The organism is Pedobacter boryungensis, from assembly GCF_013204825.1.
GTDB lineage: Bacteria > Bacteroidota > Bacteroidia > Sphingobacteriales > Sphingobacteriaceae > Pedobacter > Pedobacter boryungensis.
Genome location: NZ_JABMKV010000003.1, coordinates 209,579 through 234,659 on the forward strand (window position 1 = coordinate 209,579; position 25,081 = coordinate 234,659).

Annotated in this window: 25 protein-coding genes; 17 read left to right on the forward strand and 8 right to left on the reverse strand. The window is 34.9% G+C overall.

Annotated elements, in window-relative coordinates:
* Window position 1: 1 nt before the first annotated feature.
* Window positions 2–2,458: a bifunctional aspartate kinase/homoserine dehydrogenase I gene (gene thrA / locus HQN85_RS13050; RefSeq protein WP_173273521.1), complete on the reverse strand. Its 2,457-nt coding sequence runs from the start codon at window positions 2,456–2,458 to the stop codon at window positions 2–4.
* A 533-nt stretch (window positions 2,459–2,991) separates the two neighbouring features.
* Here thrA and rsgA point away from each other — a divergent pair.
* The 3 genes from rsgA to HQN85_RS13065 are packed head-to-tail and all read left to right on the forward strand — an operon-like array spanning window position 2,992 to window position 4,709.
* Window positions 2,992–3,912, forward strand: coding sequence for a ribosome small subunit-dependent GTPase A (gene rsgA / locus HQN85_RS13055; protein ID WP_173272934.1), 921 nt, complete (start codon window positions 2,992–2,994; stop codon window positions 3,910–3,912).
* 1 nt (window position 3,913) lies between these two features.
* Window positions 3,914–4,372: a D-aminoacyl-tRNA deacylase gene (gene dtd, locus HQN85_RS13060; RefSeq protein WP_173272936.1), complete on the forward strand. Its 459-nt coding sequence runs from the start codon at window positions 3,914–3,916 to the stop codon at window positions 4,370–4,372.
* Window positions 4,373–4,382: 10 nt separating this feature from the next.
* Complete coding sequence (locus tag HQN85_RS13065) at window positions 4,383–4,709, forward strand: nucleotide pyrophosphohydrolase (protein ID WP_173272938.1); 327 nt, start codon at window positions 4,383–4,385, stop codon at window positions 4,707–4,709.
* 55 nt (window positions 4,710–4,764) lie between these two features.
* Here HQN85_RS13065 and HQN85_RS13070 read toward each other — a convergent pair whose 3' ends face one another.
* Window positions 4,765–5,154 carry an HIT family protein gene (locus HQN85_RS13070; RefSeq protein WP_173272940.1) on the reverse strand — a complete coding sequence of 130 codons (390 nt, stop codon included), beginning with the start codon at window positions 5,152–5,154 and terminating at the stop codon, window positions 4,765–4,767.
* Window positions 5,155–5,227: 73 nt separating this feature from the next.
* On the reverse strand, window positions 5,228–5,701 hold the full coding sequence (gene greA, locus HQN85_RS13075) for a transcription elongation factor GreA (protein WP_173272942.1): 474 nt from the start codon (window positions 5,699–5,701) through the stop codon (window positions 5,228–5,230).
* Window positions 5,702–6,004: 303 nt separating this feature from the next.
* Here greA and HQN85_RS13080 point away from each other — a divergent pair, with 303 nt between their 5' ends.
* Entirely contained in the window at window positions 6,005–7,879 is a 1,875-nt protein-coding gene (locus HQN85_RS13080) for a M1 family metallopeptidase (RefSeq protein WP_173272944.1), read from the forward strand.
* Between the two features lie 93 nt (window positions 7,880–7,972).
* Here the strand turns inward: HQN85_RS13080 and HQN85_RS13085 are convergent, their stop codons facing one another.
* From HQN85_RS13085 to rsmA, 4 genes are read right to left on the reverse strand one after another with little or no spacing between them, the layout of a single operon-like run.
* Entirely contained in the window at window positions 7,973–8,500 is a 528-nt protein-coding gene (locus HQN85_RS13085; RefSeq protein ID WP_173272946.1) for a hypothetical protein, read from the reverse strand.
* Between the two features lie 2 nt (window positions 8,501–8,502).
* A complete protein-coding gene (locus HQN85_RS13090) occupies window positions 8,503–8,979 on the reverse strand; it encodes an OsmC family protein (protein WP_173272948.1) in 477 nt (158 codons plus the stop codon).
* Between the two features lie 40 nt (window positions 8,980–9,019).
* A complete protein-coding gene (locus HQN85_RS13095; protein ID WP_173272950.1) occupies window positions 9,020–9,949 on the reverse strand; it encodes a 2-hydroxyacid dehydrogenase in 930 nt (309 codons plus the stop codon).
* Window positions 9,950–9,951: 2 nt separating this feature from the next.
* Window positions 9,952–10,737: a 16S rRNA (adenine(1518)-N(6)/adenine(1519)-N(6))-dimethyltransferase RsmA gene (rsmA, locus tag HQN85_RS13100; protein WP_173272952.1), complete on the reverse strand. Its 786-nt coding sequence runs from the start codon at window positions 10,735–10,737 to the stop codon at window positions 9,952–9,954.
* Between the two features lie 168 nt (window positions 10,738–10,905).
* On the opposite strand from rsmA, the gene pdxA reads away from it, so the two are divergent.
* Both pdxA and HQN85_RS13110 read left to right on the forward strand, forming a co-directional pair.
* On the forward strand, window positions 10,906–11,985 hold the full coding sequence (pdxA, locus tag HQN85_RS13105) for a 4-hydroxythreonine-4-phosphate dehydrogenase PdxA (protein ID WP_173272954.1): 1,080 nt from the start codon (window positions 10,906–10,908) through the stop codon (window positions 11,983–11,985).
* Between the two features lie 48 nt (window positions 11,986–12,033).
* Entirely contained in the window at window positions 12,034–12,873 is an 840-nt protein-coding gene (locus HQN85_RS13110) for a sulfurtransferase (protein ID WP_173272956.1), read from the forward strand.
* A 2-nt stretch (window positions 12,874–12,875) separates the two neighbouring features.
* Here the strand turns inward: HQN85_RS13110 and HQN85_RS13115 are convergent, their stop codons facing one another.
* Complete coding sequence (locus HQN85_RS13115; protein WP_173272959.1) at window positions 12,876–13,067, reverse strand: hypothetical protein; 192 nt, start codon at window positions 13,065–13,067, stop codon at window positions 12,876–12,878.
* Window positions 13,068–13,196: 129 nt separating this feature from the next.
* Between HQN85_RS13115 and HQN85_RS13120 the strand changes: the two genes are divergently transcribed.
* The 11 genes from HQN85_RS13120 to HQN85_RS13170 all read left to right on the forward strand — a co-directional run bounded on the left by HQN85_RS13120 (window position 13,197) and on the right by HQN85_RS13170 (window position 24,866).
* Entirely contained in the window at window positions 13,197–13,730 is a 534-nt protein-coding gene (locus HQN85_RS13120; RefSeq protein ID WP_173272961.1) for a YceD family protein, read from the forward strand.
* A gap of 17 nt (window positions 13,731–13,747) precedes the next feature.
* A complete protein-coding gene (gene rpmF, locus HQN85_RS13125) occupies window positions 13,748–13,939 on the forward strand; it encodes a 50S ribosomal protein L32 (RefSeq protein WP_173272963.1) in 192 nt (63 codons plus the stop codon).
* A gap of 98 nt (window positions 13,940–14,037) precedes the next feature.
* Window positions 14,038–14,976, forward strand: a complete 939-nt coding sequence (plsX, locus tag HQN85_RS13130) for a phosphate acyltransferase PlsX (RefSeq protein WP_173272965.1) — start codon at window positions 14,038–14,040, stop codon at window positions 14,974–14,976.
* Between the two features lie 74 nt (window positions 14,977–15,050).
* Window positions 15,051–16,046, forward strand: coding sequence for a beta-ketoacyl-ACP synthase III (locus HQN85_RS13135; RefSeq protein ID WP_173272967.1), 996 nt, complete (start codon window positions 15,051–15,053; stop codon window positions 16,044–16,046).
* A gap of 134 nt (window positions 16,047–16,180) precedes the next feature.
* Entirely contained in the window at window positions 16,181–16,666 is a 486-nt protein-coding gene (gene accB / locus HQN85_RS13140) for an acetyl-CoA carboxylase biotin carboxyl carrier protein (protein ID WP_173272969.1), read from the forward strand.
* An 82-nt stretch (window positions 16,667–16,748) separates the two neighbouring features.
* A complete protein-coding gene (gene accC, locus HQN85_RS13145) occupies window positions 16,749–18,089 on the forward strand; it encodes an acetyl-CoA carboxylase biotin carboxylase subunit (protein ID WP_173272971.1) in 1,341 nt (446 codons plus the stop codon).
* Window positions 18,090–18,202: 113 nt separating this feature from the next.
* Window positions 18,203–19,084 (forward strand): twin-arginine translocase subunit TatC, encoded by an 882-nt coding sequence (tatC, locus tag HQN85_RS13150; RefSeq protein ID WP_173272973.1) that lies wholly within the window; start codon window positions 18,203–18,205, stop codon window positions 19,082–19,084.
* Between the two features lie 68 nt (window positions 19,085–19,152).
* Complete coding sequence (gene rpiB / locus HQN85_RS13155) at window positions 19,153–19,593, forward strand: ribose 5-phosphate isomerase B (protein ID WP_173272975.1); 441 nt, start codon at window positions 19,153–19,155, stop codon at window positions 19,591–19,593.
* 65 nt (window positions 19,594–19,658) lie between these two features.
* Window positions 19,659–21,305: a M28 family peptidase gene (locus HQN85_RS13160; protein WP_173272977.1), complete on the forward strand. Its 1,647-nt coding sequence runs from the start codon at window positions 19,659–19,661 to the stop codon at window positions 21,303–21,305.
* Between the two features lie 136 nt (window positions 21,306–21,441).
* On the forward strand, window positions 21,442–22,830 hold the full coding sequence (locus HQN85_RS13165) for a LutB/LldF family L-lactate oxidation iron-sulfur protein (RefSeq protein WP_173272979.1): 1,389 nt from the start codon (window positions 21,442–21,444) through the stop codon (window positions 22,828–22,830).
* 59 nt (window positions 22,831–22,889) lie between these two features.
* Window positions 22,890–24,866, forward strand: a complete 1,977-nt coding sequence (locus tag HQN85_RS13170) for an alpha-ketoacid dehydrogenase subunit alpha/beta (RefSeq protein WP_173272981.1) — start codon at window positions 22,890–22,892, stop codon at window positions 24,864–24,866.
* The last annotated feature ends 215 nt before the right edge of the window (window positions 24,867–25,081 follow it).

The window sequence follows — 25,081 nt, forward strand, 5'->3', positions numbered from 1 at the left end:
TTTATGCTTTTTCGCCTCCTACATTTATAATATCGGCAAACACTCCTGCAGCAGTAACCTCTGCGCCAGCACCTGGCCCTTTTACCACTAACGGACGTTCTTTATATCGATCTGTAGTGAAAGAAATAATATTATCACTTCCCGAGAGCATATAAAATGGATGGTTTTCATCTACCATTTGTAAAGTGATCGATGCTTTACCATCTTCCAATTTCCCTATATATCTAAGCACTTTTTTGCTCGCCTCTGCTTCTTGCTTCAGCTTAGTGAAATAAGCTGCATTCAGTTCTAATTGATGATAAAACTCTTCCACAGTTGGAGCTTGTAAGCAAGCATCTGGCAACATATTCTGAATACTCACATCAGATTCTTCGAAAGCATAACCAGCATCGCGGGCAAGAATCAACATCTTACGCATAAAGTCTTTCCCATTCAAATCATCTCTTGGATCTGGCTCTGTGTAACCCAATTCTTGTGCTTCTTTTACTACATCATGGAAAGCAGCATCACCTTTAAAATGATTAAAGATATAAGAGATTGTTCCTGATAAAATCGCTTCAATCCGAGCTATTTTATCCCCGCTCATCATTAAATCTTTTAAAGTTCTAATAATTGGTAAACCTGCACCCACATTCGTTTCATAATAAAAGTCGACGCCAAATTTGCGAGCTGTATTTTTAAACATTTCATACTGCGCAAAACTGGCCGAATTCCCAATTTTATTACAGGTAACCACAGAAATACTTGACTCGAAAATACCTTGGTAAAAAGGTACCGGTTGCGGACTTGCCGTATTATCTACAAATACACAGTTTGGTAAGTTCATGGCTTTCATTTTTGCAACAAACTCTTCCAAATTAGCACTTTCCCCTCCTGTATTAAGTGTTTCTTCCCAGTTTTCTAAAGCAATGCCATTGGGCGATAAAAGCATTTTTCGGGTGTTACTAATCCCCATTATTTTTACTTGCAAATCATTATTTTTAGCCAAGAAAGGCATTTGAACCTGTAACTGTTTAAATAATGTTTTACTAATATTGCCAGTTCCCAAACAGAAAACATGCAGTGTTTTATTCAATGAAGTATAAAAAGCATCATGTACTGCATTTACCGCTTTAGATAAATCTGCTTTTGCAATAATTACCGAGATGTTATATTCTGATGATCCTTGTGCAATAGCATGAACATTCACTCCGTTTCTACCCAATGCATGAAACAATTTGCCCGAAATACCAGGTGTGTGTTTCATGTTTTCACCCACAATAGCTAAAACTGCTAAACCATTTTCTACTTCTGGTTGCTCTAGTTTTTTGGCTTGTAATTCTAAATCGAATTCCTTAGAAATCAGTTTTACGGCCTTAATCGCATCAGACGGTTTTACCGCGAAAGTAATACTATGTTCTGAAGATGATTGAGTAATTAGCACCACATTAATTTGCTCTCGAGATAGCAATGAAAATAATCTTCCACTAAAACCAGCTTTACCCACCATTCCGCTTCCAGCCAAGTTTACAATACTTATTTCATCTATAGAAGAGATACCCTTTATAGGCAAAGCCGATGCTTTTGCGCCATGACGAATGTAAGTTCCTTCAAAAGCTACATCAAATGTATTTTTAATAACAATAGGAATTTGCTTTAAAAAAGCAGGCGTCATAGTAGGTGGATAAATAACTTTTGCACCAAAATAAGACAGCTCCATGGCTTCAATATAACTTAATTCTGGTAATGAAAATGCTTTCTTCACTATACGTGGATCGGCAGTCATCATTCCATTTACATCAGTCCAAATTTGTATTTCATTGGCATTTAAAGCCGATCCTAAAATCGCTGCAGTATAATCGCTACCGCCCCTACCCAACGTAGTCACACGATTAGCATCATTACTAGCAATAAAACCAGTTACAAAAAGCATTTTACCTGCATTGCTTTGGTAAAAATCTTTAACCAAAAAATCAGTTAATTGCGTGTCTACTTTAGCCTGCCCAAAATTGCTATCAGTTTTAATAAATTGAGTTGCATCTGCAAAAACTGCTTCAGAGAATTTCTGCTTTGCAATATGGCTAATCATTAAAGTCGAGCAGCGCTCACCGTAACTTAGTACCAAATCTTTTGCCTGTAAACTTATCTCTTGCAAGTTATAAATGGCTTGCAGTAATTCTTCCAATTCGTTAAAGTACAATTTCAACTTCGTTAAAACTGGGTTTTGAGCAGCAGCAGGCAGTAATGCCCTAATCACATCAAAATGTCTTTGTTCTATTAACTTTAACTCTTCGCTGTAATCTTGTCCCAAAGCAGCTTTTTCTGCCATTGCTGTAAGCAAATTAGTAACGCCACTCATTGCCGATAAAACCACTATTGGTTTTTCCTGTTGTTGATTTTCCTTTGTTAAGATGTTCAATAAAGCACTAATGCTTTCTACTGAACCTACTGAAGTACCGCCAAATTTTAAAATGTTCATCATAATGGGTTAAAAAAAAAGCGCTCCCGATTTTCTCGGGAGCGCTTTATATGTTGTGTTTCAATTATACCACTAGCGTTTCCCCATCAGGCATTGGCCTGTTGTTGATGTAATAATGGTAATAATCGTGTTGTTAAAAATCATTTCTTTTTCTTAGTGTATTTTCTACACCGCTAAGTAGATAATTATTTTTTACAATGTCAAGAGTTCATCTTAAATAAATTCATTTTTTTATCAAATCTTTTAAAGATTTACGAAATTCATAAAAATGCACCCCTTTTTTTATCTTATTTTTAATGAATTTAAAAAAGTACCGCAGTTAAAATCGGAGCGGTTTTGCAATTCTCTTTATTTGCTAAACCTGATTGCAACGAAAATCATTTTGAGCTTAATCCTGAGCTTGTGGGAGGAAGCTAAAAAGATTGTAGTGTAAAGCAGGACTTGCTTGAATTGAAATACTGAAACTGCTTTTCAAAATACCCATCTCACATTTTCTATCTTACCTCTTTACATTTTATTTACATTTGTGCTTTATGCAAGGATTAGTTATAAAATCTACAGGAAGTTGGTATCAGGTTTATGCCGAAGACGGTAAAAATTACGATTGCCGTATTAAGGGGAAATTTAGGATTAAGGGTATTCAAACTACAAATCCTATTGCTGTTGGCGATAAAGTTGGTTTCGAATTAGAACCCAATGCATCAACAGGTGTAATTGATACCTTAGAAGACAGAAAAAATTATATCATCCGCAAATCGATAAACCTAAGTAAGCAAGCGCAAATTATTGCCGCTAATTTAGATCAAGCTTTTTTAATTGTTACCTTAGCATCACCACGAACTTCTCTAGGGTTTATTGATCGTTTTTTGGTTACTTCTGAAGCATACAGCATTCCGACTTGCCTAATATTTAATAAACTTGATTTATTTAGTAACCAAGGCTTAGAAATTTTAGCCGAATACAAAGCCATTTATGAGAAAATTGGTTATCCATGCTACGAGGTTTCTGCCTTAAAAGGAACCAACATTGAGCAAATTAAAGCCTTATTAAAAGATAAAACTACTTTATTTTCTGGGCACTCTGGCGTAGGAAAATCGAGTTTAATTAACGCCTTATTACCAGGTTTCGAAATTAAAACAGGCGAAGTTTCTGAATGGAGTGACAAAGGACAACACACCACAACCTTTGCAGAAATGCATACCCTACCTTTTGGCGGCTACTTAATTGATACTCCTGGAATTAGAGAATTAGGCGTTTTTGACATTAAGCCAGAAGAATTAAGTCACTTTTTTGTAGAGATGAGAGAACGTTTAAATCAATGTAGATTTAATAATTGTAGACACGTAAATGAGCCAGGTTGTGCTGTAATTAAAGCAGTAGAAAACGGTGAAATTGAAGTAAGCAGGTACGAGAGTTATTTAAGTATTTTTCATAATAACGATACAAGAGCATAAAATGAGAGCAGTTTTACAAAGGGTTACACAGGCTAGTTGCACAGTAGATGGAAAAGTTACCGGAGCAATTGGCGCCGGATTTTTAGTGCTTTTAGGTATTGAAGATGCAGATACACATGAAGATTTAGAATGGCTGGCTCAAAAAATTGCTAACATGCGGGTTTTTAGTGATGAAAATGACTTGATGAATAAATCTTTAGCCGATATTAATGGGAATATTTTATTAATTAGTCAATTTACTTTATTTGCCGCAACTAAAAAAGGAAACAGACCTGGCTTTACAAAAGCTGCAAGACCGGATAAAGCTATTCCTATGTATGAAGACATGATCAAAACTTTATCAGCCTTGCTAAATAAGGAAATAGCTTGTGGTGTTTTTGGAGCAGATATGAAAATTAGCTTGGTAAATGATGGACCTGTGACGATTTTAATGGATACAAAAGATAAAGACAACCACTAACTAAATAACTATGACCATTGAACAAGCACAAGAAACTGTAGATAATTGGATTAAATCTACGGGCATTCGTTATTTTAATGAATTAACAAATACTGCTATTCTGATGGAGGAAGTTGGTGAAGTTGCCCGCATCATGTCTAGAAAATACGGTGAGCAATCATTTAAAAAAAGTGACGAAGAAGTAAACTTAGCAGATGAAATGGCGGATGTTTTATTTGTGCTAATCTGTCTTGCCAACCAAACAGGCATTGATTTGAATGAAGCACTGGTTAAAAATCTAGAAAAGAAAACTATCCGTGATGCAGATCGGCATAAGAATAACGAAAAGTTAAGATAGTTAATGTTATGAGTTTAGTCTGCATCCAAACCTAAACTCACAACTAGCAACAAGATTAAAGCTCTGCTTTTATTTTAACGGCTGCCTCAGCAAGTTCTTCTTGAGAAGGCTTTAATTTTTCTTTGGCAAAGTTCATATCACTTACATTATTCATAGGTATTAAATGAATATGTGTGTGTGGAACTTCTAACCCAATAACAGCTACTCCAACTTTTTTACACGGAAATGCTGCTTTAACTGCTTTAGCTACTTGCTTTGCAAACAAAGTTAAGCCAGTATATAATTCATCATCCATATCGAAAATATAATCTATTTCCTTTTTTGGAATAACCAACACATGCCCCATCACTAATGGATTTACATCTAAAAAAGCCATAAAGTCTGCATTCTCTGCAACTATGTGTGCAGGAATTTCTCCATTTACAATTTTTGAAAATATGCTCATTTTTTAAGGTTAAAGGTGGAAGGTTAAAGGTGGAAGGCAAGACCCTAAGCCTTATACCTTACGCCCAAGACCTCTACCTAGATATTTCTAAGATTTCAAATTCCATTTTACCAGCAGGCACTTGAATTTCGGTAGTATCGCCAACAGATTTACCTAATAAACCTTGTGCAATTGGAGATTTAACTGAAATCTTTCCAGTTTTTAAATCAGCTTCACTTTCTGCAACCAATTGGTAAGTCATTGTAGCCCCGTTTTTTACATTTTTAATTTTAACAATGGATAAGGCTAAAACTTTTGATGTATCTAATTTACTCTCATCCAATAAACGTGAGTTGGCCAATGTATTTTCTAGTTTAGCAATTTTGCTTTCATGATGTCCTTGCGCTTCTTTCGCTGCATCGTATTCCGCATTTTCCGACAAATCACCTTTATCTCTAGCTTCGGCAATTGCCTTTGCAATATTTGCTCTTCCTTCTGTTTTCAAATAATGAAGCTCTTCTTTCAGCTTCTCTAATCCTTCTTTTGTGTAATATGTAATTTCTGCCATAGCACTAAATCATTTACTTGGTTCTCTATAAAAAACAAACAAGACTACATCGGCCATTAGCCTACATAGTCTTGCTTTGAATTAAAACGAAGATATAAGGCAATTTTTACAAAAGCAAATATTTTGGTTTAAAAAACAATTCGATAACATTTGTAGCCCTGTAAAAATAATTGATGTATAGAGGTACCTTTAATTTCGCTAATTTAGCTTTCAAATAAAAATTACATGAAACCATCACGATTTTCAAACCCCAGTAGGTTATAAATCTGATAGCTTCATCACAGTTAAAACAAATTTAAATAGATGAAAAAATTTATTCTCACACTAGTCGTGCTTACCTGTACAACTACATTGTTTGCACAAGAGTTATATATGCCTAGAAATATTAAGGCAGCTTATCAAAAAGGGACGCGATCTTTAGATGGGAAACCGGGTAAAAATTACTGGCAAAACCATGGTAAATACAACATGGAAATCACAGTTAATACCGATACAAAAGTTGTAAGTGGAACAGAAAGTATCGATTATTCGAATAATAGCACAGATACATTAAAAACGATTACAATTCGCTTTGTAAACAATTTGCATAAACCAACATCACCGAGAGGCGGTAGTGTGAGCGATGATTTTTTATCAGCCGGATTAACCATTACTTCCTTGAAGATTAATGGCGAAGTATACAATGTAAATACTAAGGGTTGGGGCACCACAGGTGATATAAGATTAAAATCTCCGTTATTACCTGGTAAAAAGGCGCTTTTAAATATCGATTGGAATTATCCATTATCAAAAGAAAGTGGCCGCGAAGGGCAAATAGATCCAACAACCATGTACGTGGCGTATAGTTATCCACGAGTTTCTGTTTACGATGATTACAATGGTTGGGATAGATTACCACATACCGATCGTCAGGAATTTTATAACGATTTTAACGATTATGTTTTTTCTATCAAAGCTCCTAAAAACTTTGTAGTGTATGCCACAGGCGATTTATTAAATCCTGATGAAGTTTTACAACCAGAATTTGCTGCTCGACTGAAAAAATCATACACAAGTGATGAAGTAATTCACGTAGCTACTGAACAGGAAATGAAAAGTGGTAAAGTTACCTTACAAAACGATTGGAACACATGGAAATTTTCTGTAAATAACATAGTTGATGTTTGCTTTGGTTTAAGTAGCACTTATTTATGGGACGCTGGAAGTGTAGTTGTAGATAATAAAACCAATCGCAGAGTAAGCACTCAGGCAGCATACGATGTTAAAGGAACTGACTTTGTCAACTCTGTTAAAAACAACAATTACGCATTAGCTTGGTTCTCGAATAATTGGCCAGGAGTCCCTTATCCATTCTCAAAAATGACAGCTTTCCAAGGTTTTGCTGACATGGAATATCCTGGAATGGTAAATGATTCTCAAACTGGAGATGCAACTTTCGCACAATTAGTACAAGATCATGAAATTGCACATACTTATTTCCCTTTTTATATGGGCATAAATGAAACTCGTTATGCATTTATGGATGAAGGATGGGCAACTACGTTAGAATATTTAATTGGTATTGCAGAGCATGGTAAAGATGCTGCAGATAAATTCTATAAATCTTTTAGGGTTAACAGTTACATAAAAGATAAATCTACTGAAGAAGATCAACCAATTATTTCTATGTCGAGCCAGTTATCAGGTTCTGGATATGGAAACAACTCTTATGGAAAAGCTTCTTTATCATACTTAGCCTTAAAGGATATGTTAGGCGATAATTTATTTAAAACCGCTTTACACACTTATATGGACAATTGGAACGGCAAGCATCCAATCCCATGGGATTATTTTAATTCTATGAATAGCGGTGCTAAACAAAACTTAAATTGGTTTTTTAACAATTGGTTTTTCAGCAATAATTACATTGATTTAGCTTTAACTAAAGTTTCAGCTGCTGCTGGAAAAAATAGTGTTTCCATTAAAAACGAAGGTGGTTTTGCTATTCCTTTTGATATAAATATTACTTACGCAGATGGTTCTAAACAGACTTTACATCAAACACCATCGGTATGGAAAGCAAATCAGAAAATGGCAACAATTAGTTTTAACAGTACTAAAAAAGTAAAATCTGTTGTACTAGATGGAGGCATCTTTATGGACGCTACTCCTAAAGATAATGCTTGGGAAGGGAAATAGTATTAAATAAATAAGCCACAGATTAGCAATAAGGTCAGCTAATCTGTGGCTTTTCTTTATTTAATCATCATTCTGATGACATCTTTACCCTTATTATATTACCTCATCTCCTTCTCCACTTTGTCTACATATAAATTTAGCTAACAATTTACTATTCGTCATCAGTAAATAACTAATACTAATTTTTAAAAAATGGAAAATAATCCAAGCTGAAGTTGGATTATCACCAAATACATTTTTTTGTTGAAAGTAAATAAATATTTCTTTGCAAAGTATTGGTAAACTATCTACAAACATAAGTCCGCCAATAACCATAATTACAATAGCTAAAGTCGTTGAGGCTTTAATATTAAATGAAATCCTTTCTTCTATAAATCCCTTTTCTAAATGGAGTTTATCTATTAGCCAAAAGGTTTTAAAAACAAACAACCATAAAATGAAAATGTAACTTGCGAAAGTTAACACAATAGGCACAATTACAATTCCAAAAGAACTTTCTACTTGTCTTAATCTAAAAACAGATAAGGTTGTTAAAAATTGCGGTATAACTGTTATGCTGCTAAAAACAATCAAAATCCCTAATATTTTAATCAAGATTGCCCAAAAGGTTCTAATAGTCATATTTACTCATTAATTGCTGAGCAACTTGCTGTATGCTTAACTGGGAAATTTAAGGAATTAGCAATGAAACACATTTTATTCGCTTCTTCATGAAGTGAGTTTGCTAAATCTTTTTGCTCTTTCTTAGAAATAACGACTTCTGGCTGTAATAATATTTCTTTAAACTGACCACTTCCATCAGTCTTTTCTTCCATAATGCCAATTGCGTTGTCTTTGTATTCCATCACAACGATTTCATTTTTAGAACATAAATGCAAATACCATAACATGTGACAAGAAGAAACTGAAGAAAGTAGTAAATCTTCTGGATTATACTTTGTTTTATCTCCTAAAAATACAGAATCGGATGAACCTGAAATTGGTGCTTTATTTTCAATAGACACTACAAAATCGCGATCGTATGAACGATAATCCATTGTACCTGAACCTTTGTTACCCGCCCAAACCAAATTGGTTTTATATTGATGTTCCTTTGCCATAAGATATTTGATGTTTTGTTCTTATGAGCAATTTAGGGATTTATAATTTGATTTCCTCTAGTTTTTGAGCCAAAACTTCAGAAATTTTGCGATATGAATCAAATGTCCATCCACCCACATGAGGCGTTAAAATTACCTTGCCCGATTTTTTCAAATCATCAAACCAAGACTGTTCATTCAAAGCTGGAAATTTTTCAGTTTCTAATACATCTAAACCAGCACCTAAAATTTTACCTTCTTTTATTTTATTTATTACAGCTGATGTATTTACAATTTCACCCCTGGCTGAATTGATAAAAAAGATTGGTTTTTTGAAATGGTATAAATATTCTTCGTTTACCATCTGCTTGGTTTCTTTGGTTAATGGTATATGTAAACTCAAAACATCACTATGTTTTACAATTTCTTCCATGCTCACCTCTCGAGCGTAAGCATCACTAAAGCCAGTTTTATATTTATCGTAGGCTAATACATTTACGTCAAATCCCGAAAGTTTCTTTGCAAAACTTTGCCCCATAAACCCATAACCAATTATACCAACGGTTTTGCCCTTTAATTCGTAACCTCGATTGGCTTCCCTATCCCAAATACCATTTCTAATTTCTGAATCCGCTTTGCGAAAATTATTCATTAACGAAAGCAAAAGACCAATAGCGTGTTCACCAACTGCATCTCTATTTCCTTCTGGGGCATTAATTAATTGAATATTCCTTTCGGCAGCAATCGTTTCATCAATATTATCTAAACCTGCTCCTGCCCTTGCTACAAACTTTAAATTCGGCGCTAAATCGAACAACTCTTTATTAATTCTAAATTTAGTACGCACCGCGATGCCTATATAATCTTTAATTACAGCCAAAGTTTCTGCCCTCGTAATTAAAGGCAAATCATCTACTTCAAAACCTAAAGCAATTGCTTTTTCTTTAAATGTTGGATGAAGATCGTCTATAATTAAAATCTTTTTGTTCATTGTTATTGACTCATTAAAAAGCTAAGATGTTGTGTTAATGTAATAAAATCTTCCACACTTAATTGCTCCGCTCGTTTATCAAAAAACGGATGATTATCCATTTTATCTTTTGCAATTGTACCCGACAACGCATTACGCAACGTTTTACGACGCTGATTAAATCCACCTTTTACTGTTCGCCAAAACAGTTTTTCATCGCATGGCAAAGTCTCCATGCTATTTCTACTTAAGCGAATAACTCCAGAATTTACCTTTGGTGGTGGATTAAAAGTTCCTGGTTTTACCGTAAATAAGTATTCTATATCGTAATATGCTTGAATTAAAACGCTTAAAATTCCATATTCTTTAGTACCAGATTTTGATGCGCAACGTTCTGCAACTTCTTTCTGAAACATACCCACCATTTCAACAATATGATTTTTATGCTCTAAAATTTTAAATAAAATTTGTGATGAAATATTATATGGGAAATTGCCTATAACAGCAAATTTGCCTGGAAAAATAGAAGTTAAGTCTAGTTTCAAAAAGTCTCCACTAATTAATCTCTCTCCCAATTGGGGATATTTTTCGGCTAAAAAAGCAACTGACTCTACATCAATATCAATCAAAAAAGTTTCTAAATCTTCTCTAGCCAATAAAATATCTGAAAGAATTCCCATTCCTGGTCCAACTTCCAAAACCTGATGGTATTGATCGGCATGAATTAAACCATTTACAATTTTCTCCGCAATTTTCTTATCGGTTAAAAAATGCTGACCTAAATGTTTTTTCGCTTTTACTAAACTCATTGTTGCAAAGTTAAGGTTTTTATCTGTTCATCAGTTCATTCGCCATTAGTTCATTTCGACCATATATCTATTGAGCTAGTGAACAAATGACACTATTGAACTTCTCTATTATTTTTAGCAAGGTTTAATTCAAAATCGTTAATTTGCGCTAAAATCTTTTAATATAGCATGAGCGATAAAGTTAAAATAGGTATAAGCATTGGTGATATAAATGGCGTTGGGTTAGAGGTTATTTTAAAAACTTTGGCCGAAAGTAAAATACTTGACTATTGTACACCTATCGTGTATGGACATACAAAAGTGGCATCTTTTCATAGAAAAGCTTTGCATATGAGCGATTTCGTTTTTAATGTAATCAATAAAGCTGCTGATGCAAATCCACGTAAAGCAAACATGATCAATTGTTGGGAAGAAGATGTAAAAATTGATTTAGGTGTAGCTAATGAAACTGGCGGAAAATATGCTTTACTATCGTTACAAAAAGCAACAGATGATTTGGTAAGCGGTGCAATTGATGCTTTAGTTACAGCTCCAATTAATAAAAACAATATTCAGTCTGAGCATTTTAGTTTTCCCGGTCATACTGAATATTTACAAGAACGCAGCGAAAGCAATGATGTGCTCATGTTTTTAATTAGCGAATCTTTACGTGTTGGTGTAGTGACTGGTCATATTCCTGTTTTAGAAGTGCCAACCGCAATTAATCGTGAAAAAATTGTTAAAAAACTTCAGTTAATTAACGATAGTTTGAAAAAAGATTTCTGGATAGAAAAACCAAAAATTGCTGTTTTAGGATTAAATCCTCATGCTAGCGATAATGGATTATTAGGCAAAGAGGAAGCAGAAATTATTTCGCCAGCTATACAAGAAGCATTCGATAAAGGCATTATTTGTTTTGGTCCTTATCCTGCAGACGGCTTTTTTGGTAATGGCACTTACAAACAATTCGATGCTGTTTTAGCCATGTACCACGATCAAGGTTTAATTCCTTTTAAAACTATAGCTTTTAGTACTGGTGTAAATTATACCGCAGGTTTAAAATTTGTGCGCACTTCTCCAGATCATGGAACTGGGTACGATATTGCTGGTAAAAATGTTGCAGACCCTACTTCATTTATGGAAGCCGTTTTTGCAGCAGTTCATATTGTCCAACATCGCAGAGAACAAGAAAGTCTGTTAAAAAACCAATTGCGCAGCGGAGGTAAATTAATAGAAACAGCTACCGATGTTAAAGACGATGCAAATTAAGATTTACTTTTTGTGATTCAGAGAGGGATAAAGAATTAGCTATTCGCCATGGAAAAAATACCTTCAATAATACAAGCAGAAGATTTACTAAACCTTGATTCATCAACATACGTGTTAATTGATGCAAGCGCAGGTTCAAAAGCAAGATTTGATGACATTCATTTGGCTGGAGCTTTGTATATTGATTTGAATACTGATTTAGCAGATGTCAATGATTTCGCTAAGGGCGGAAGACATCCTTTACCAACACTTGAACAATTTGCAGCAGTTTTAGAAAAATTCGGAATTGATAAAAATAGTCACGTTATTATTTATGATGATAAAAATGGAAGTAATGCTGCAGGCCGTTTTTGGTGGATGTTAAAATCAATTGGTCATGAAAAAGTTCAGGTTGTAAATGGAGGTTTTGCTGCAGCCATTAAAGCTGGTTTTCCTTCAAATAATGTTATCGAAAACCCGAAAAAAGTAGGTAATTACGAAATAATTAATTGGAAATTGCGAATGGTTGATATTGATGAGGTAGAAAAAGCAAGTAAAACCGGCAACCAAACCATTGTTGATGTTAGGGACGCCAATCGGTTTGCAGGCTTAACCGAACCAATAGATTTAATTGCAGGCCATATTATAAACGCCATAAATATTCCTTTCACAGAAAACTTAGATGACAACGGTTTATTTCTATCTCCAGCTATTTTAAAAGAAAAATATACTAAAGCGCTGTCGAATAAAAAACCAGAAGATATAATAGTGCATTGTGGTTCGGGTGTAACTGCTTGCCATACACTTCTAGCGCTGGATTACGCAGGATTGAAAATTCCAAAATTGTATGTGGGTTCTTGGAGTGAATGGAGTAGAAATAATAAGAAAATGATTTTAGCAGAAAACTAATTCTACCAATTTTCTTCTAAAAATTTTCGCCCCCAAGGAGTGATTACAGCAGACCATTGTACAGAACTTCTATCAATTTTAATATAGCCCTCATTTTCTAAAGCCGTATAATCTGCTTCTTCTCCTCCAAGAATAGAAGAACTTACTTGTTCGTTAATAATTTTTAACAAATCAATTTTTTCTTGTGTTTCCATTTTGAATATATTTTTACATAAAACAATTAAAAAGCGATAAAGTTGTGAGGATTAGCAAGTTTTAATTCTAAAAAACATTTCATTTAATAAAAATATTTTCTACCTTTGCAGGCTAAAATTTAGTTACAATTGAAGGCATTAAAACAATTTTCAATCCCGTTTACAGGCTTAAAATTGGGCAAACATCAATTTGATTTTGAAATTGATAGAAGCTTTTTTGATGCATTTGAGTACTCTTTAGTAAAAGACGGGGCACTTAAAGTTGAAGTTGAATTAGATAAACAAGAAACAATGTTGATTTTGCATTTCCATATTTGGGGAACAATTCAACTTAATTGCGATAAATGTTTAGCTGAATTTTCACAACCAATTGATATTAATGAAAGGCAAATTGTAAAATTTGCTGAAGACGATTTAGAAAGTGATGATTTAGAAATTATCATGCTAAATAAAAAGGAAAGTGCATTGGATGTTTCGGAAATGATTTACGAATTTATCAACGTATCTGTACCTTATATTAACAACTGCGAGCAAGCAGGTCAAGGTCAAAAATGCGATCCGGAAATGATTGCAACTTTAGAAAAATTGGCAAGCGGAACAGCAGAAAAAGAAGAAGAACAAAATGACGACCCACGTTGGGCAGCATTAAAAAAATTAAAATAATAATTAAATAAAGCACAATGGCACATCCAAAACGCAAAATTTCTAAACAAAGAAGAGATAAAAGAAGAACTCACTATAAAGCTGTAGCTCCTTCTTTGGCAACATGCCAAACTACTGGTGCTATACACGTTCCTCACCATGCTTACAATGTTGATGGTAACTTGTACTACAACGGTAAATTAGTTATAGAAAACACTTCAATAGGTTAATTTTCTAAGAAAATTTTTGTGTTTTACATTGGTTTAAGTTTACCTTAGATTAATGAAATAATAAAGCGATTTAGCTTAAACACAAAAGATTTTTTACTATGAAAATAGGTCTCGATATTATGGGCGGAGACTATGCTCCCAAAGCAATTGTTTTGGGAGCAATAGCAGCTCATCAATCCCTAGCTCCCGATCAGCATTTAGTGCTTATTGGAGATACTCAGCAGATTAAACCTCTACTCCAAGAGAACGGATTCAACCCCGATCACTTTGAATACGTACATACCGAAGAAGTTATTGGTATGGGCGAACATCCCACAAAGGCTATTCTTCAAAAGCCAAGCTCGAGCATTGCTGTAGGCTTTCAATTATTAAAAGAAGGCAAATTAGATTCTTTTGCAAGTGCAGGAAACTCTGGCGCTATGTTAGTTGGCGCTGTTTTTAGCGTAAAACCAATAGCAGGAATTTCTAGGCCTTGTTTATGTACTATTGTACCTAAATTAAAAGGTGGTACCGGACTACTATTAGATGTAGGCGCTAACGCAGATTGTAAACCAGATAATTTAATGGATTTTGGCGTTTTAGGCAGTTTATATGCCGAAAATGTGATGCAGATTAATAATCCAAAGGTAGCCTTGATGAATATTGGTGAAGAAGATGAGAAAGGTAACATGATTGCTTTATCTAGCCATCGATTGATGAAGGAAACCAAACTTTTTAATTTTGTGGGTAACGTTGAAGGACGAGATTTATTTAATGATAAAGCCGATGTAATTGTATGTGATGGTTTTACTGGCAATGTGATGCTTAAATTAGCGGAATCATTTTATGTATTAACCATTAAAAAAGGATTAAAAGATGAATTCTTTGATCGTTTTAATTACGAAAACTATGGTGGTAGCCCAGTTTTAGGAGTAAATGCACCAGTATTAATTGGTCATGGAATTTCTAGTCCTGAAGCAATTAAAAATATGATTTTCCAGTCAAGAGATATGATTACATCTGACTTAATTGGAAAGATACAAGCTGCATTCCAATAATTTAAAACAACTATCATGATTACATAATCATGGTAGCTTCATTACAACTGAAGACACATTATAAATAAATGAAAATGAACAAAATTCACGCTGCTATTACTGCCGTTCATGGTTACGTTCCAGATTACATTTTAACAAATAAAGAACTGGAAACTATTGTCGATACATCAGACGAATGGATAACTTCAAGAACAGGTATTAAAGAGCGAAGAATATTAAAAGGTGAAGGCTTAGGTACATCTGATATGGCTGTTGAGGCTGTAAATGGATTACTTAAAAAGAGAGGTATTGGAGCAGAAGAAATTGACTTAATTATTTTTTGTACCACTACTCCCGATTTTCCTTTTCCCGCATCTGCAAATATTTTAGCTGATAAAATCGGCGCCAAAAATGCTTGGGGATATGATTTACAAGCTGCTTGTTCAGGTTTTATTTATGGTTTATCGACAGGATCTCAATTTATTGAATCTGGTAAACATAAAAAAGTATTAGTAGTTGGTGGCGATAAAATGTCATCTATTATCAATTACCAAGACCGCACCACTTGTATAATTTTTGGAGATGGGTGTGGCGCTGTATTATTAGAACCAAATGAAGAAGGATTAGGCGTACAAGATTCTATTTTACGCAGCGATGGTTCTGGAAGAAATTATTTAGGCCAAAAAGCAGGTGGTTCTGCTCGTCCTGCTACTGCAGAAACTGTGGCCAATAATGAACACGTTGTTCATCAAGAAGGTCAGGCAGTATTTAAGTTCGCTGTGACTAACATGGCAGATGTTGCTGCCGAAATTATGGAACGCAATAGTTTATCATCAGATGATGTTGCATGGCTAGTTCCTCATCAGGCAAACAAACGTATTATCGACGCAACTGCCTCGAGAATGGGCGTTAGTACTGATAAAGTAATGATCAATATTGAACGTTATGGTAACACAACCAATGGTACAATTCCGTTGTGCTTATGGGAATGGGAAAGTAAACTTAAAAAAGGAGATAATCTTATTTTAGCCGCATTTGGTGGAGGTTTCACATGGGGATCTGTTTACTTAAAGTGGGCATACAATAGTTAATTTGTTATTTAGCTCATGTGGCTGTAACCAGTCATCCAATGAACTATTGAACTACTGACTATATTTTAAAACAAAAAAACTATAACTTAGTTAATTCATAAAGACACCAATTTTTTTAACATAACAACAAAAGAATGGATATCAAACAAATTCAGGAACTCATTAAATTTGTTTCTCGGTCGGGGGTAAATGAAGTTGCTATAGAGCAAGAGAACTTCAAAATTACCATAAAAACTAACCAAGCGCCGGTTTATGTAAATGCGGCTATACCTGCGCCAGTTGCAGCACAACCAGCGGCGGCTCCCGCAGCAGCAGCAGCAACTCAACAAGTAGCAGAAACTAAAGTGGCAAGTACTCCAGCAGCGGAAGACACATCAAAATACATTACTATAAAATCACCAATGATCGGTACATTCTACCGTTCATCTAGCCCTGATAAACCTTCATTTGCAAATGTTGGCGATGAGGTTGCTGTTGGTAAAGTAGTTTGCATTATTGAGGCGATGAAATTATTTAACGAGATTGAAAGTGAAGTTGCTGGCCGTATTGTTAAAGTATTAGTTGACAATGCATCACCAGTTGAGTACGATCAACCATTATTCTTAGTAGAACCTATTTAATATCCGTCATGCTGAATTTAGTTCAGCATCTCAATTTTGAAAGGCCTTGAACTAAATTCTGGGTGACGAAAAGGAAAAAATTATGTTTAAAAAAATATTAATTGCCAACAGGGGCGAAATCGCTTTGCGTATTATACGTACCTGTAAAGAAATGGGTATAAAAACGGTTGCTGTTTACTCTACTGCAGATAGAGAGAGTTTACATGTGCGTTTCGCCGATGAGGCTGTTTGTATAGGTCCTCCTCCTAGTAAAGATTCTTATTTAAGTATTCCAAATATCATATCAGCTGCAGAATTAACAAATGCTGATGCAATTCATCCTGGTTACGGTTTCCTTTCAGAAAATGCTAAATTTTCTTCTGTTTGCCGCGATTATGGAATTAAATTTATTGGTGCTACTCCTGAGCAAATCAATGGCATGGGCGATAAAGCCTCTGCTAAAGAGACGATGAAAATTGCTGGAGTTCCTACAATTCCAGGTTCGGAGGGTTTGTTATCGAGTGTAAAAGAAGGAATAGAAATTGCCAAAGGCATGGGCTACCCTGTAATTTTAAAGGCTACTGCTGGTGGTGGTGGTCGTGGGATGCGCATTGTTTGGAAAGATGAAGACTTTGAAAATGCTTGGGATAGTGCCCGTCAGGAATCTGGTGCTGCTTTTGGTAACGATGGTCTTTATTTAGAAAAATATATCGAAGATCCTCGACACATTGAAATCCAAATAATTGGTGATCAATATGGAAAAGCTTGCCATTTATCAGAGAGAGATTGCTCAATTCAGCGTCGTCACCAAAAATTGGTTGAAGAAGCTCCATCTCCATTTATGACTCCAGAATTACGTGAGAAAATGGGTGAAGCTGCAATTAAAGGCGCACTTGCTGTTAATTATGAAGGTGCTGGTACAGTAGAATTTTTGGTGGATAAACACCGTAATTTCTATTTTATGGAGATGAATACACGTATCCAAGTAGAGCATCCAGTAACTGAAGAAGTAATTAACTTCGATTTAATTAAAGAACAAATCAAAGTTGCGGCTGGCATTCCTATTTCAGGAAATAATTATGTGCCAAACATGCATGCAATTGAGTGTCGTATCAACGCGGAAGATCCATTTAATAATTTCAGACCATCACCTGGAAAAATTACAAACTTCCATTCACCTGGTGGTCATGGTGTACGGGTTGATACCCATGTATATGCAGGTTATGCTATTCCTTCGAATTACGATTCAATGATTGCAAAGCTGATTTGTGTAGCACAAACACGTGAAGAGGCAATTTGTACAATGGAACGTGCCCTAAGTGAATTTGTGATTGAAGGGGTAAAAACAACTATCCCTTTTCACTTACAGTTAATGAAAGACCCTAACTTTAGAGCAGGTAATTTTACCACAAAGTTTATGGAAACTTTCGAATTTTCAGAATAGTTTCGAACCATTAAAATATATTGTGTCCAAATAAAATAATCTTTTTATAGATTTAAATCGTAAATACCATTCTATCTTAAAAGAATGGTATTTTTGTTTACTAACTTATTTCAATGAGCGACAATAAAACTAAGGATCTAATTGAATCCATAAAAAATAAAGGAAAAAGTTTAGAGGCAGAAATGTCCTTTTTTGATCATATTGATGTATTACGTAAGCATTTATTAAGAGGATTAGCCGTAGTAACTTTACTTACCTGTGTTGCTTTTTATTACTCTGATTTTATTTGGGGCAAGATTATTATGGGTCCAAAAGATCCAACTTTCTGGACTTATAGAATGGGATGTAAGATTGCAGCAATGTTTCCTTCTATTGGACAAGACTTTTGTATCACAAAAATTGATGCAAAAATTATCAATACTGAAATGTCAGGTCAGTTTACATTACAAATGACTTCATGTGTAACAGCTGGATTAATTTTAGGCGTTCCTTATCTTTTATTCGAAATCTGGTTATTCATTAAACCAGCCTTGTTAGAAACAGAAAGAAAATCATCACAAGGATTTGTATTTTTTGCCTCTATATTATTTTTAACAGGTGTATTATTTGGCTATTACTTTATTGCACCTTGGTCTATCAATTTCTTAATCAACTTCACAGTAGATCCGAGCATTCAAAACACCTTCACAATTGATTCATATCTTTCAACTGTACTTACCTTAACATTAGGAACTGGCATTATATTTCAATTACCCGTTGTAATTTTTGTTCTTTCTAAACTTGGTGTAATGACACCTCAATTTATGAGGAAAAATAGAAGATATGCAGCAATATTAATTTTGATAGTTGCGGCAGTTGTTACCCCTACTGCAGATCCTTTTACTATGATGATTGTTGCAATGCCATTATTCTTATTGTACGAATTGAGTATCATGATTTCAGCTAACATCCAAAGGAAAAAACTAAAGGCCGAAGCATTATTCTTTAAAAATTAAGGGTTTTCAGTAAATAAGCGCAACAAAAAATTTACGCATAAGCTGTATAATTCTATTTAAATTTGAAAATGCCTACAGAAGATAAATTGAAAATTGCTATTGGATCAGATCATGCTGGCTTTGAATATAAAGAAATCTTAAAAGACTATTTATCAGCACATGAGTTAAAAGATTTCGGAACATATACTGCAGATTCTGTTGATTATGCTGATTTTGCACATCCTGTGGCTTCAGCTGTAGAAAGTAAAGAGTTTGATTTCGGCATATTAATTTGTGGCAGTGCAAATGGTATTGCAATGACTGCCAATAAACATCAGCAAATTAGAGCGGCAATTTGCTGGGAAAATGAAATAGCAGCACTAGCTAGACAACATAATAACGCTAATATTTTATGTATTCCCGCTAGGTTTGTATCTTCAGGTCTGGCAAAAGAAATAGCTACAACTTTTCTGAATACTGCTTTTGAAGGTGGCAGACATGAAAAAAGAGTTGAAAAAATATCGTGTTAACTAATCTTATAACTTATAAACTGATGAAACGCTAGTTTCATGACCATTAAAACAATATATAACTGATGAAAAAACAATTTCTATACACCGGCTTGGCATTATTCCTGAGTTTGAGTGCGGCAGCTCAGAAAGATCCTGTAGCTGTAAAATTTAGCGAATCTATCAATAAAAATAGAGCGTACAGTCACCTTTCAATCTTAGCATCTGATGAATATGAAGGAAGAGAGACTGGTAAAAAAGGCGCATGGATGGCTGCTGAATACATTAAAAAGCAATTTAAAAGCTTTGGATTAGTTGGTCCGGTAAAAGATGGAACTGACCCTTATTTCCAAAAGGTTGGTCTAGTTACTAATGATGTTTCTGGTGCTACACTTTCTATTAATGGAAAAGCCAGACAATTGTACAAGGATTTTGTAATTCCAAGCAACAGTGTTTCTAATACTGGTCTAGATCTAAATGCTAGCGAAGTTATTTTTGCAGGTTATGGAATGACTAAAGAAGGAGGATATAATGATTTCGACGGCATTAACGCCGAAGGAAAAGTAATTATGATTTTCTCTACTGGTGACCCAACAGTTAAACCTGGAGATAGTGTACCAACTGGTCGTGCAGCTATGATGGCAGCAAGACAAAGAATGACCAATTTAATGAAAAGCAAACCAAAAGCTATTTTATTAATTGACATGAACTTCGATAAACTACCTGAATCTTCAAAAATTGCTTCAACATTAGGTAGAATTATGCTTAAAAAGGATGCACCTGCTACAGCTGCTCCGCAAAGAGCAACTCCAATAATTACACTAACTATTTCGCCAGCTACTGCGAACGAAATTTTAAAAGCTAGCAACACAACAGTTGAAGCTTTATCTAAAAAAATTATGGAAAGCGGTAAGCCTTCTTCACTAACAGCAACAACATCATTAGTTGCAAGTGCTAAGAAATCAGAAACTCCACAACGTGGAGAAAATGTTTTAGGTTTCTTAGAAGGTTCTGATCCCAAATTAAAAAATGAAATTCTAGTAATTACAGGTCACTATGACCACATTGGTCTAAATCCTGATCCAAATGCAAAAGATAAAGTTTACAATGGAGCTGATGATGACGGTTCAGGTACAACTGGAGTTTTATTAATGGCTGAAGCTTTTTCAAAAGCAAAAAAAGCAGGTAAAGGTCCTAAAAGAAGTATTTTATTTATGACTGTAGTTGGTGAAGAAAAAGGTTTATTAGGTTCTGAGTGGTATTCAGAACATCCAGTATTCCCTCTAGCAAACACAATTGCAGATTTAAACACAGATATGATTGGTCGTATTGGCGAAGAATATCTAGGTAAAGCAGATAGTGCAAATTATATCTATTCTGTAGGTTCATCTATGTTGAGTACAGAACTTGGTCAAATTCAAGAAAAAATAAACAATACTTACACTAAAATGAAATTGGACTTCAAATATGATGATCCAAAAGATCCAGAAAGAATTTATTACCGTTCAGACCACTATAATTTCGCTAAAAACAACATTCCAATTATTTTCTTTTATGATGGTATGTTAGGTAAAGATTACCATGGTTTAGGCGACGAAGTAAGCAAAATCAATTTTGATTTATTAGCAAAAAGAGCACACTTAACTTACTACATTGGTTGGGAACTTGCAAACAGACCTAATAGACCTGTTGTAGATAAAAATCAAAACGGTACGCCTAAAACTACCAACTAGATTTAAATCATAATATCTTTAAGCCGCAGACTAGCAGATTTCAATAATCTGTTAATCTGCGGTTTTTTTATTCCATAATAAGCTAAGTATGGTCTTTCTTCTTTGGTCTTTTAGCTTTCTGCTTGTATATTTGAACATGATCAATACTGCAGAAGAATTCTTAGTAAAAGCTGATGAAAAAGCTTTTGACTTACCACATCGTAAAACCATTAATCATAATATTGGAAAATACAATGCCGCAGTAGAAAGAGGTCTTTCGAAATTCGAAAATCTAGAAGCTTCAAAAAGAAAAGCACATGTAACTAAGTGGCGTGTGATAGAGAATTTAGACAAATTTTTACCAGAATTTGAAGCAAATTTCCAGAAAAGAGGTGGTAAGGTAATTTGGGCAAATGACGTTGAAGAAGCACAGAAAGAAATCTTAAATATCATTCAAAAGAATAACGGTAAAACTGTTATCAAATCTAAATCAATGACTACTGAAGAAATTCACTTAAACGAATTTCTAGAACATCACAACATCGAATCATTAGAAAGCGATTTAGGCGAATATATTGTACAATTACTAGGGCAAACGCCTTATCACATCGTAACACCAGCAATGCACTTGAGCAAAGAGGAAATTGCAGAGCTATTTCACGAAAAATTTGGAACACCCATTGATGCTACTCCGCCTCAATTAGTTCAAAAAGCTAGAGAATTATTGCGTGAAAAATATTTACAAGCAGATATAGGTATTTCTGGCGGAAATTTTTTAATCGCTGATACTGGTAGTATAGCTTTAACAGAAAACGAAGGTAATGCCCGTTTGTGCACTACATTCCCTAAAATACATATAGCAATTGTTGGTATAGAAAAAGTAATTCCATCCATTGCAGATCTCGACTTATTTTGGCCTTTATTGGCAAGTCACGGTACAGGACAAAATTTAACTGTATATAACACCATTTTAAGTGGACCACGACAAGCCAATGAAACCGATGGTCCAGAAGAAATGTATGTTATCCTTTTAGATAACGGACGTACAAATCTCCTAGCACAAAAAGATCAACGTCAGGCATTATACTGTATTCGCTGCGGCGCATGCTTAAATGCATGTCCGGTATATAAAAATATTGGTGGCCACACCTATAACACAACCTATAGCGGACCAATCGGTTCCATTATCACCCCTCATTTTAAAGGGATGAAAGAATTTAAACATTTAAGCTATGCTTCTAGCCTATGCGGAAAATGTTCCGAAGTATGCCCAGTTAAAATAGATATTCACAAAATGCTCCTCTTAAATAGAAGAGATGCAGCCGCCGAACATATAAACACCAAAACCGAAGAAATTGGCTGGAGTTTATGGAAAAAAGGAATGCAAAAACGTTCTTTAATGGATATGGTAAGTGGGAAAATGAAAAATTTCTTCCTTAAACAATTCTTTAAAAAGAGTTGGGGTAAATACCGTTCCATGCCAGAAATTGCTCCAAAATCATTCGCCAAACAATGGGAAGAGCAGAAGAAAAACCCAGAGTTATAAGTCAAAAGTCTAAGTCCTCTAATATTCAACTACTATATTCTAACCACATATACTAAACTATGCAATTCGATAGAAAAGATAAAGACGATGCTCAACTCTTAAAACTATATAAAACATTACTTTATCCCCGCATGGTAGAAGAAAAAATGCTTATTCTTCTCCGCCAAGGGCGAATTGGCAAATGGTTTTCAGGTATCGGACAAGAAGCCATTGCAGTTGGCAGTGCCTTAGCCATGCAGCCTGAAGAATATATCTTACCAATGCACCGAAACTTAGGTGTATTTACAAGCAGAAATATTCCACTTAAAAAATTAATGGCGCAGTGGCAAGGTAAAATATCGGGGTTCACAAAAGGTCGCGACCGTTCCTTCCATTTTGGCACACAAGACTATAAAATCATTGGCATGATTTCTCATTTAGGCCCTCAAATGGCATTGGCCGATGGAATCGCACTAGCCGATTTAATTGCGAACAAACAACATGCAACTCTAGTTTTTACAGGAGAAGGTGCAACCAGCGAAGGCGATTTTCATGAAGCCATCAACGTAGCATCGGTATGGAATTTACCAGTTATCTTTTTAATAGAAAATAACGGTTACGGCCTATCAACACCAATAAACGAACAATTTAACTGCAAGCATTTAGTAGATAAAGCAATCGGTTACGGAATTGAAGGTATTCAGTTAGACGGAAATAACATACTCGAGGTATACGATACAATAAATGAAGTTGCTTCGAGTATTAGGCAAAATCCTCGTCCTGTATTAATTGAATGCTTAACCTTTAGAATGCGTGGTCATGAAGAAGCTTCTGGTACAAAATATGTTCCTCAACACCTGTTTGATGAATGGACAAAAAAAGATCCTGTTAAAAATTTCGAAGAATATTTAGTAGCCCAAAATATATTAAACGACGAGTTAATCGCTACTATAAAAAGCAGCTTTAAAACCGAAATTGAGCAAGAAGTTGAAGCTGCATTTAACGAGCAAGAACCTACAGCAAGCTCTAAAATAGAGTTAGATGATATGTATGCACCATACATTCAAAATGTAATCGCTCCCTCATCAACACAAACAGAAAAAAGATATTTAGATGCAATAACCGATGGTTTAAAAGAAGGAATGCAACGCTATGAAAACTTGGTAATCATGGGACAAGATATTGCAGAATACGGTGGCGCCTTCAAAATTACTGATGGTTTTGTTGCCGAATTTGGCAAAGCCAGAGTACGCAACACTCCTATTTGCGAATCCGCAATTGTAGGCACGGGTTTAGGTCTTTCAATTAACGGTTATAAAGCTGTGGTAGAAATGCAATTTGCAGATTTCGTAACCTGTGGTTTTAATCAAATTATAAACAATTTAGCCAAAACCCATTACCGTTGGGGCGAAAAAGCAGATGTTGTAGTGCGTATGCCAACTGGTGCAGGCACTGGAGCTGGTCCATTTCATTCACAAAGTAACGAAGCTTGGTTCACCAAAACTCCCGGATTAAAAGTTGTTTATCCAGCTTTCCCTTACGATGCAAAAGGTTTATTAATCGCTGCAATTGAAGATCCAAATCCAGTAATTTATTTCGAACATAAATATTTATACCGCAGCCTAACTGGCCTTGTACCTAATGGTTATTATACTGTTGAAATAGGCAAAGCAAACGTTTTAAAACAAGGCAACCAGTTAACCATCATTACCTATGGCTTGGGTGTACATTGGGCGTTAGAGTATCTCAACAATCACCCAGAAGTTTCTGCCACATTGGTAGATTTAGTTAGCCTACAACCTTGGGATAAAGAAACTGTTGCGGCTGCAGTAAAAGCTACAGGCAGAGTAATTATCCTACACGAAGACACTTTGAGCAGTGGTTTTGGTGCCGAAATAGCTGCATGGATAGGCGAAAATTGCTTCACAGATCTCGATGCTCCTGTCCTACGTTGCGCAAGTTTAGATACCGCCATACCAATGAGCAAAGTATTAGAGGACGATTTTTTACCTAAAAACCGACTAGCTAGCACCATCACAAAATTATTAGCCTACTAACATACCCATTCGTATTCGAGCAGTAACGACATCAGCAGTCTTTAGACTTCAATAAAAAAGTATTAGAAAAGCAATTCCTAACACCTATCAATGTTAGTCCCGCTATACACTGCAATCTTTTTGCATAAACATTGTTGGCTAAGTCAAAGCACCTTCACCAAAAAGTATTTCCGTTGCTATCAGGTTTAACAAACTTAAAACAATACATTAAGCAA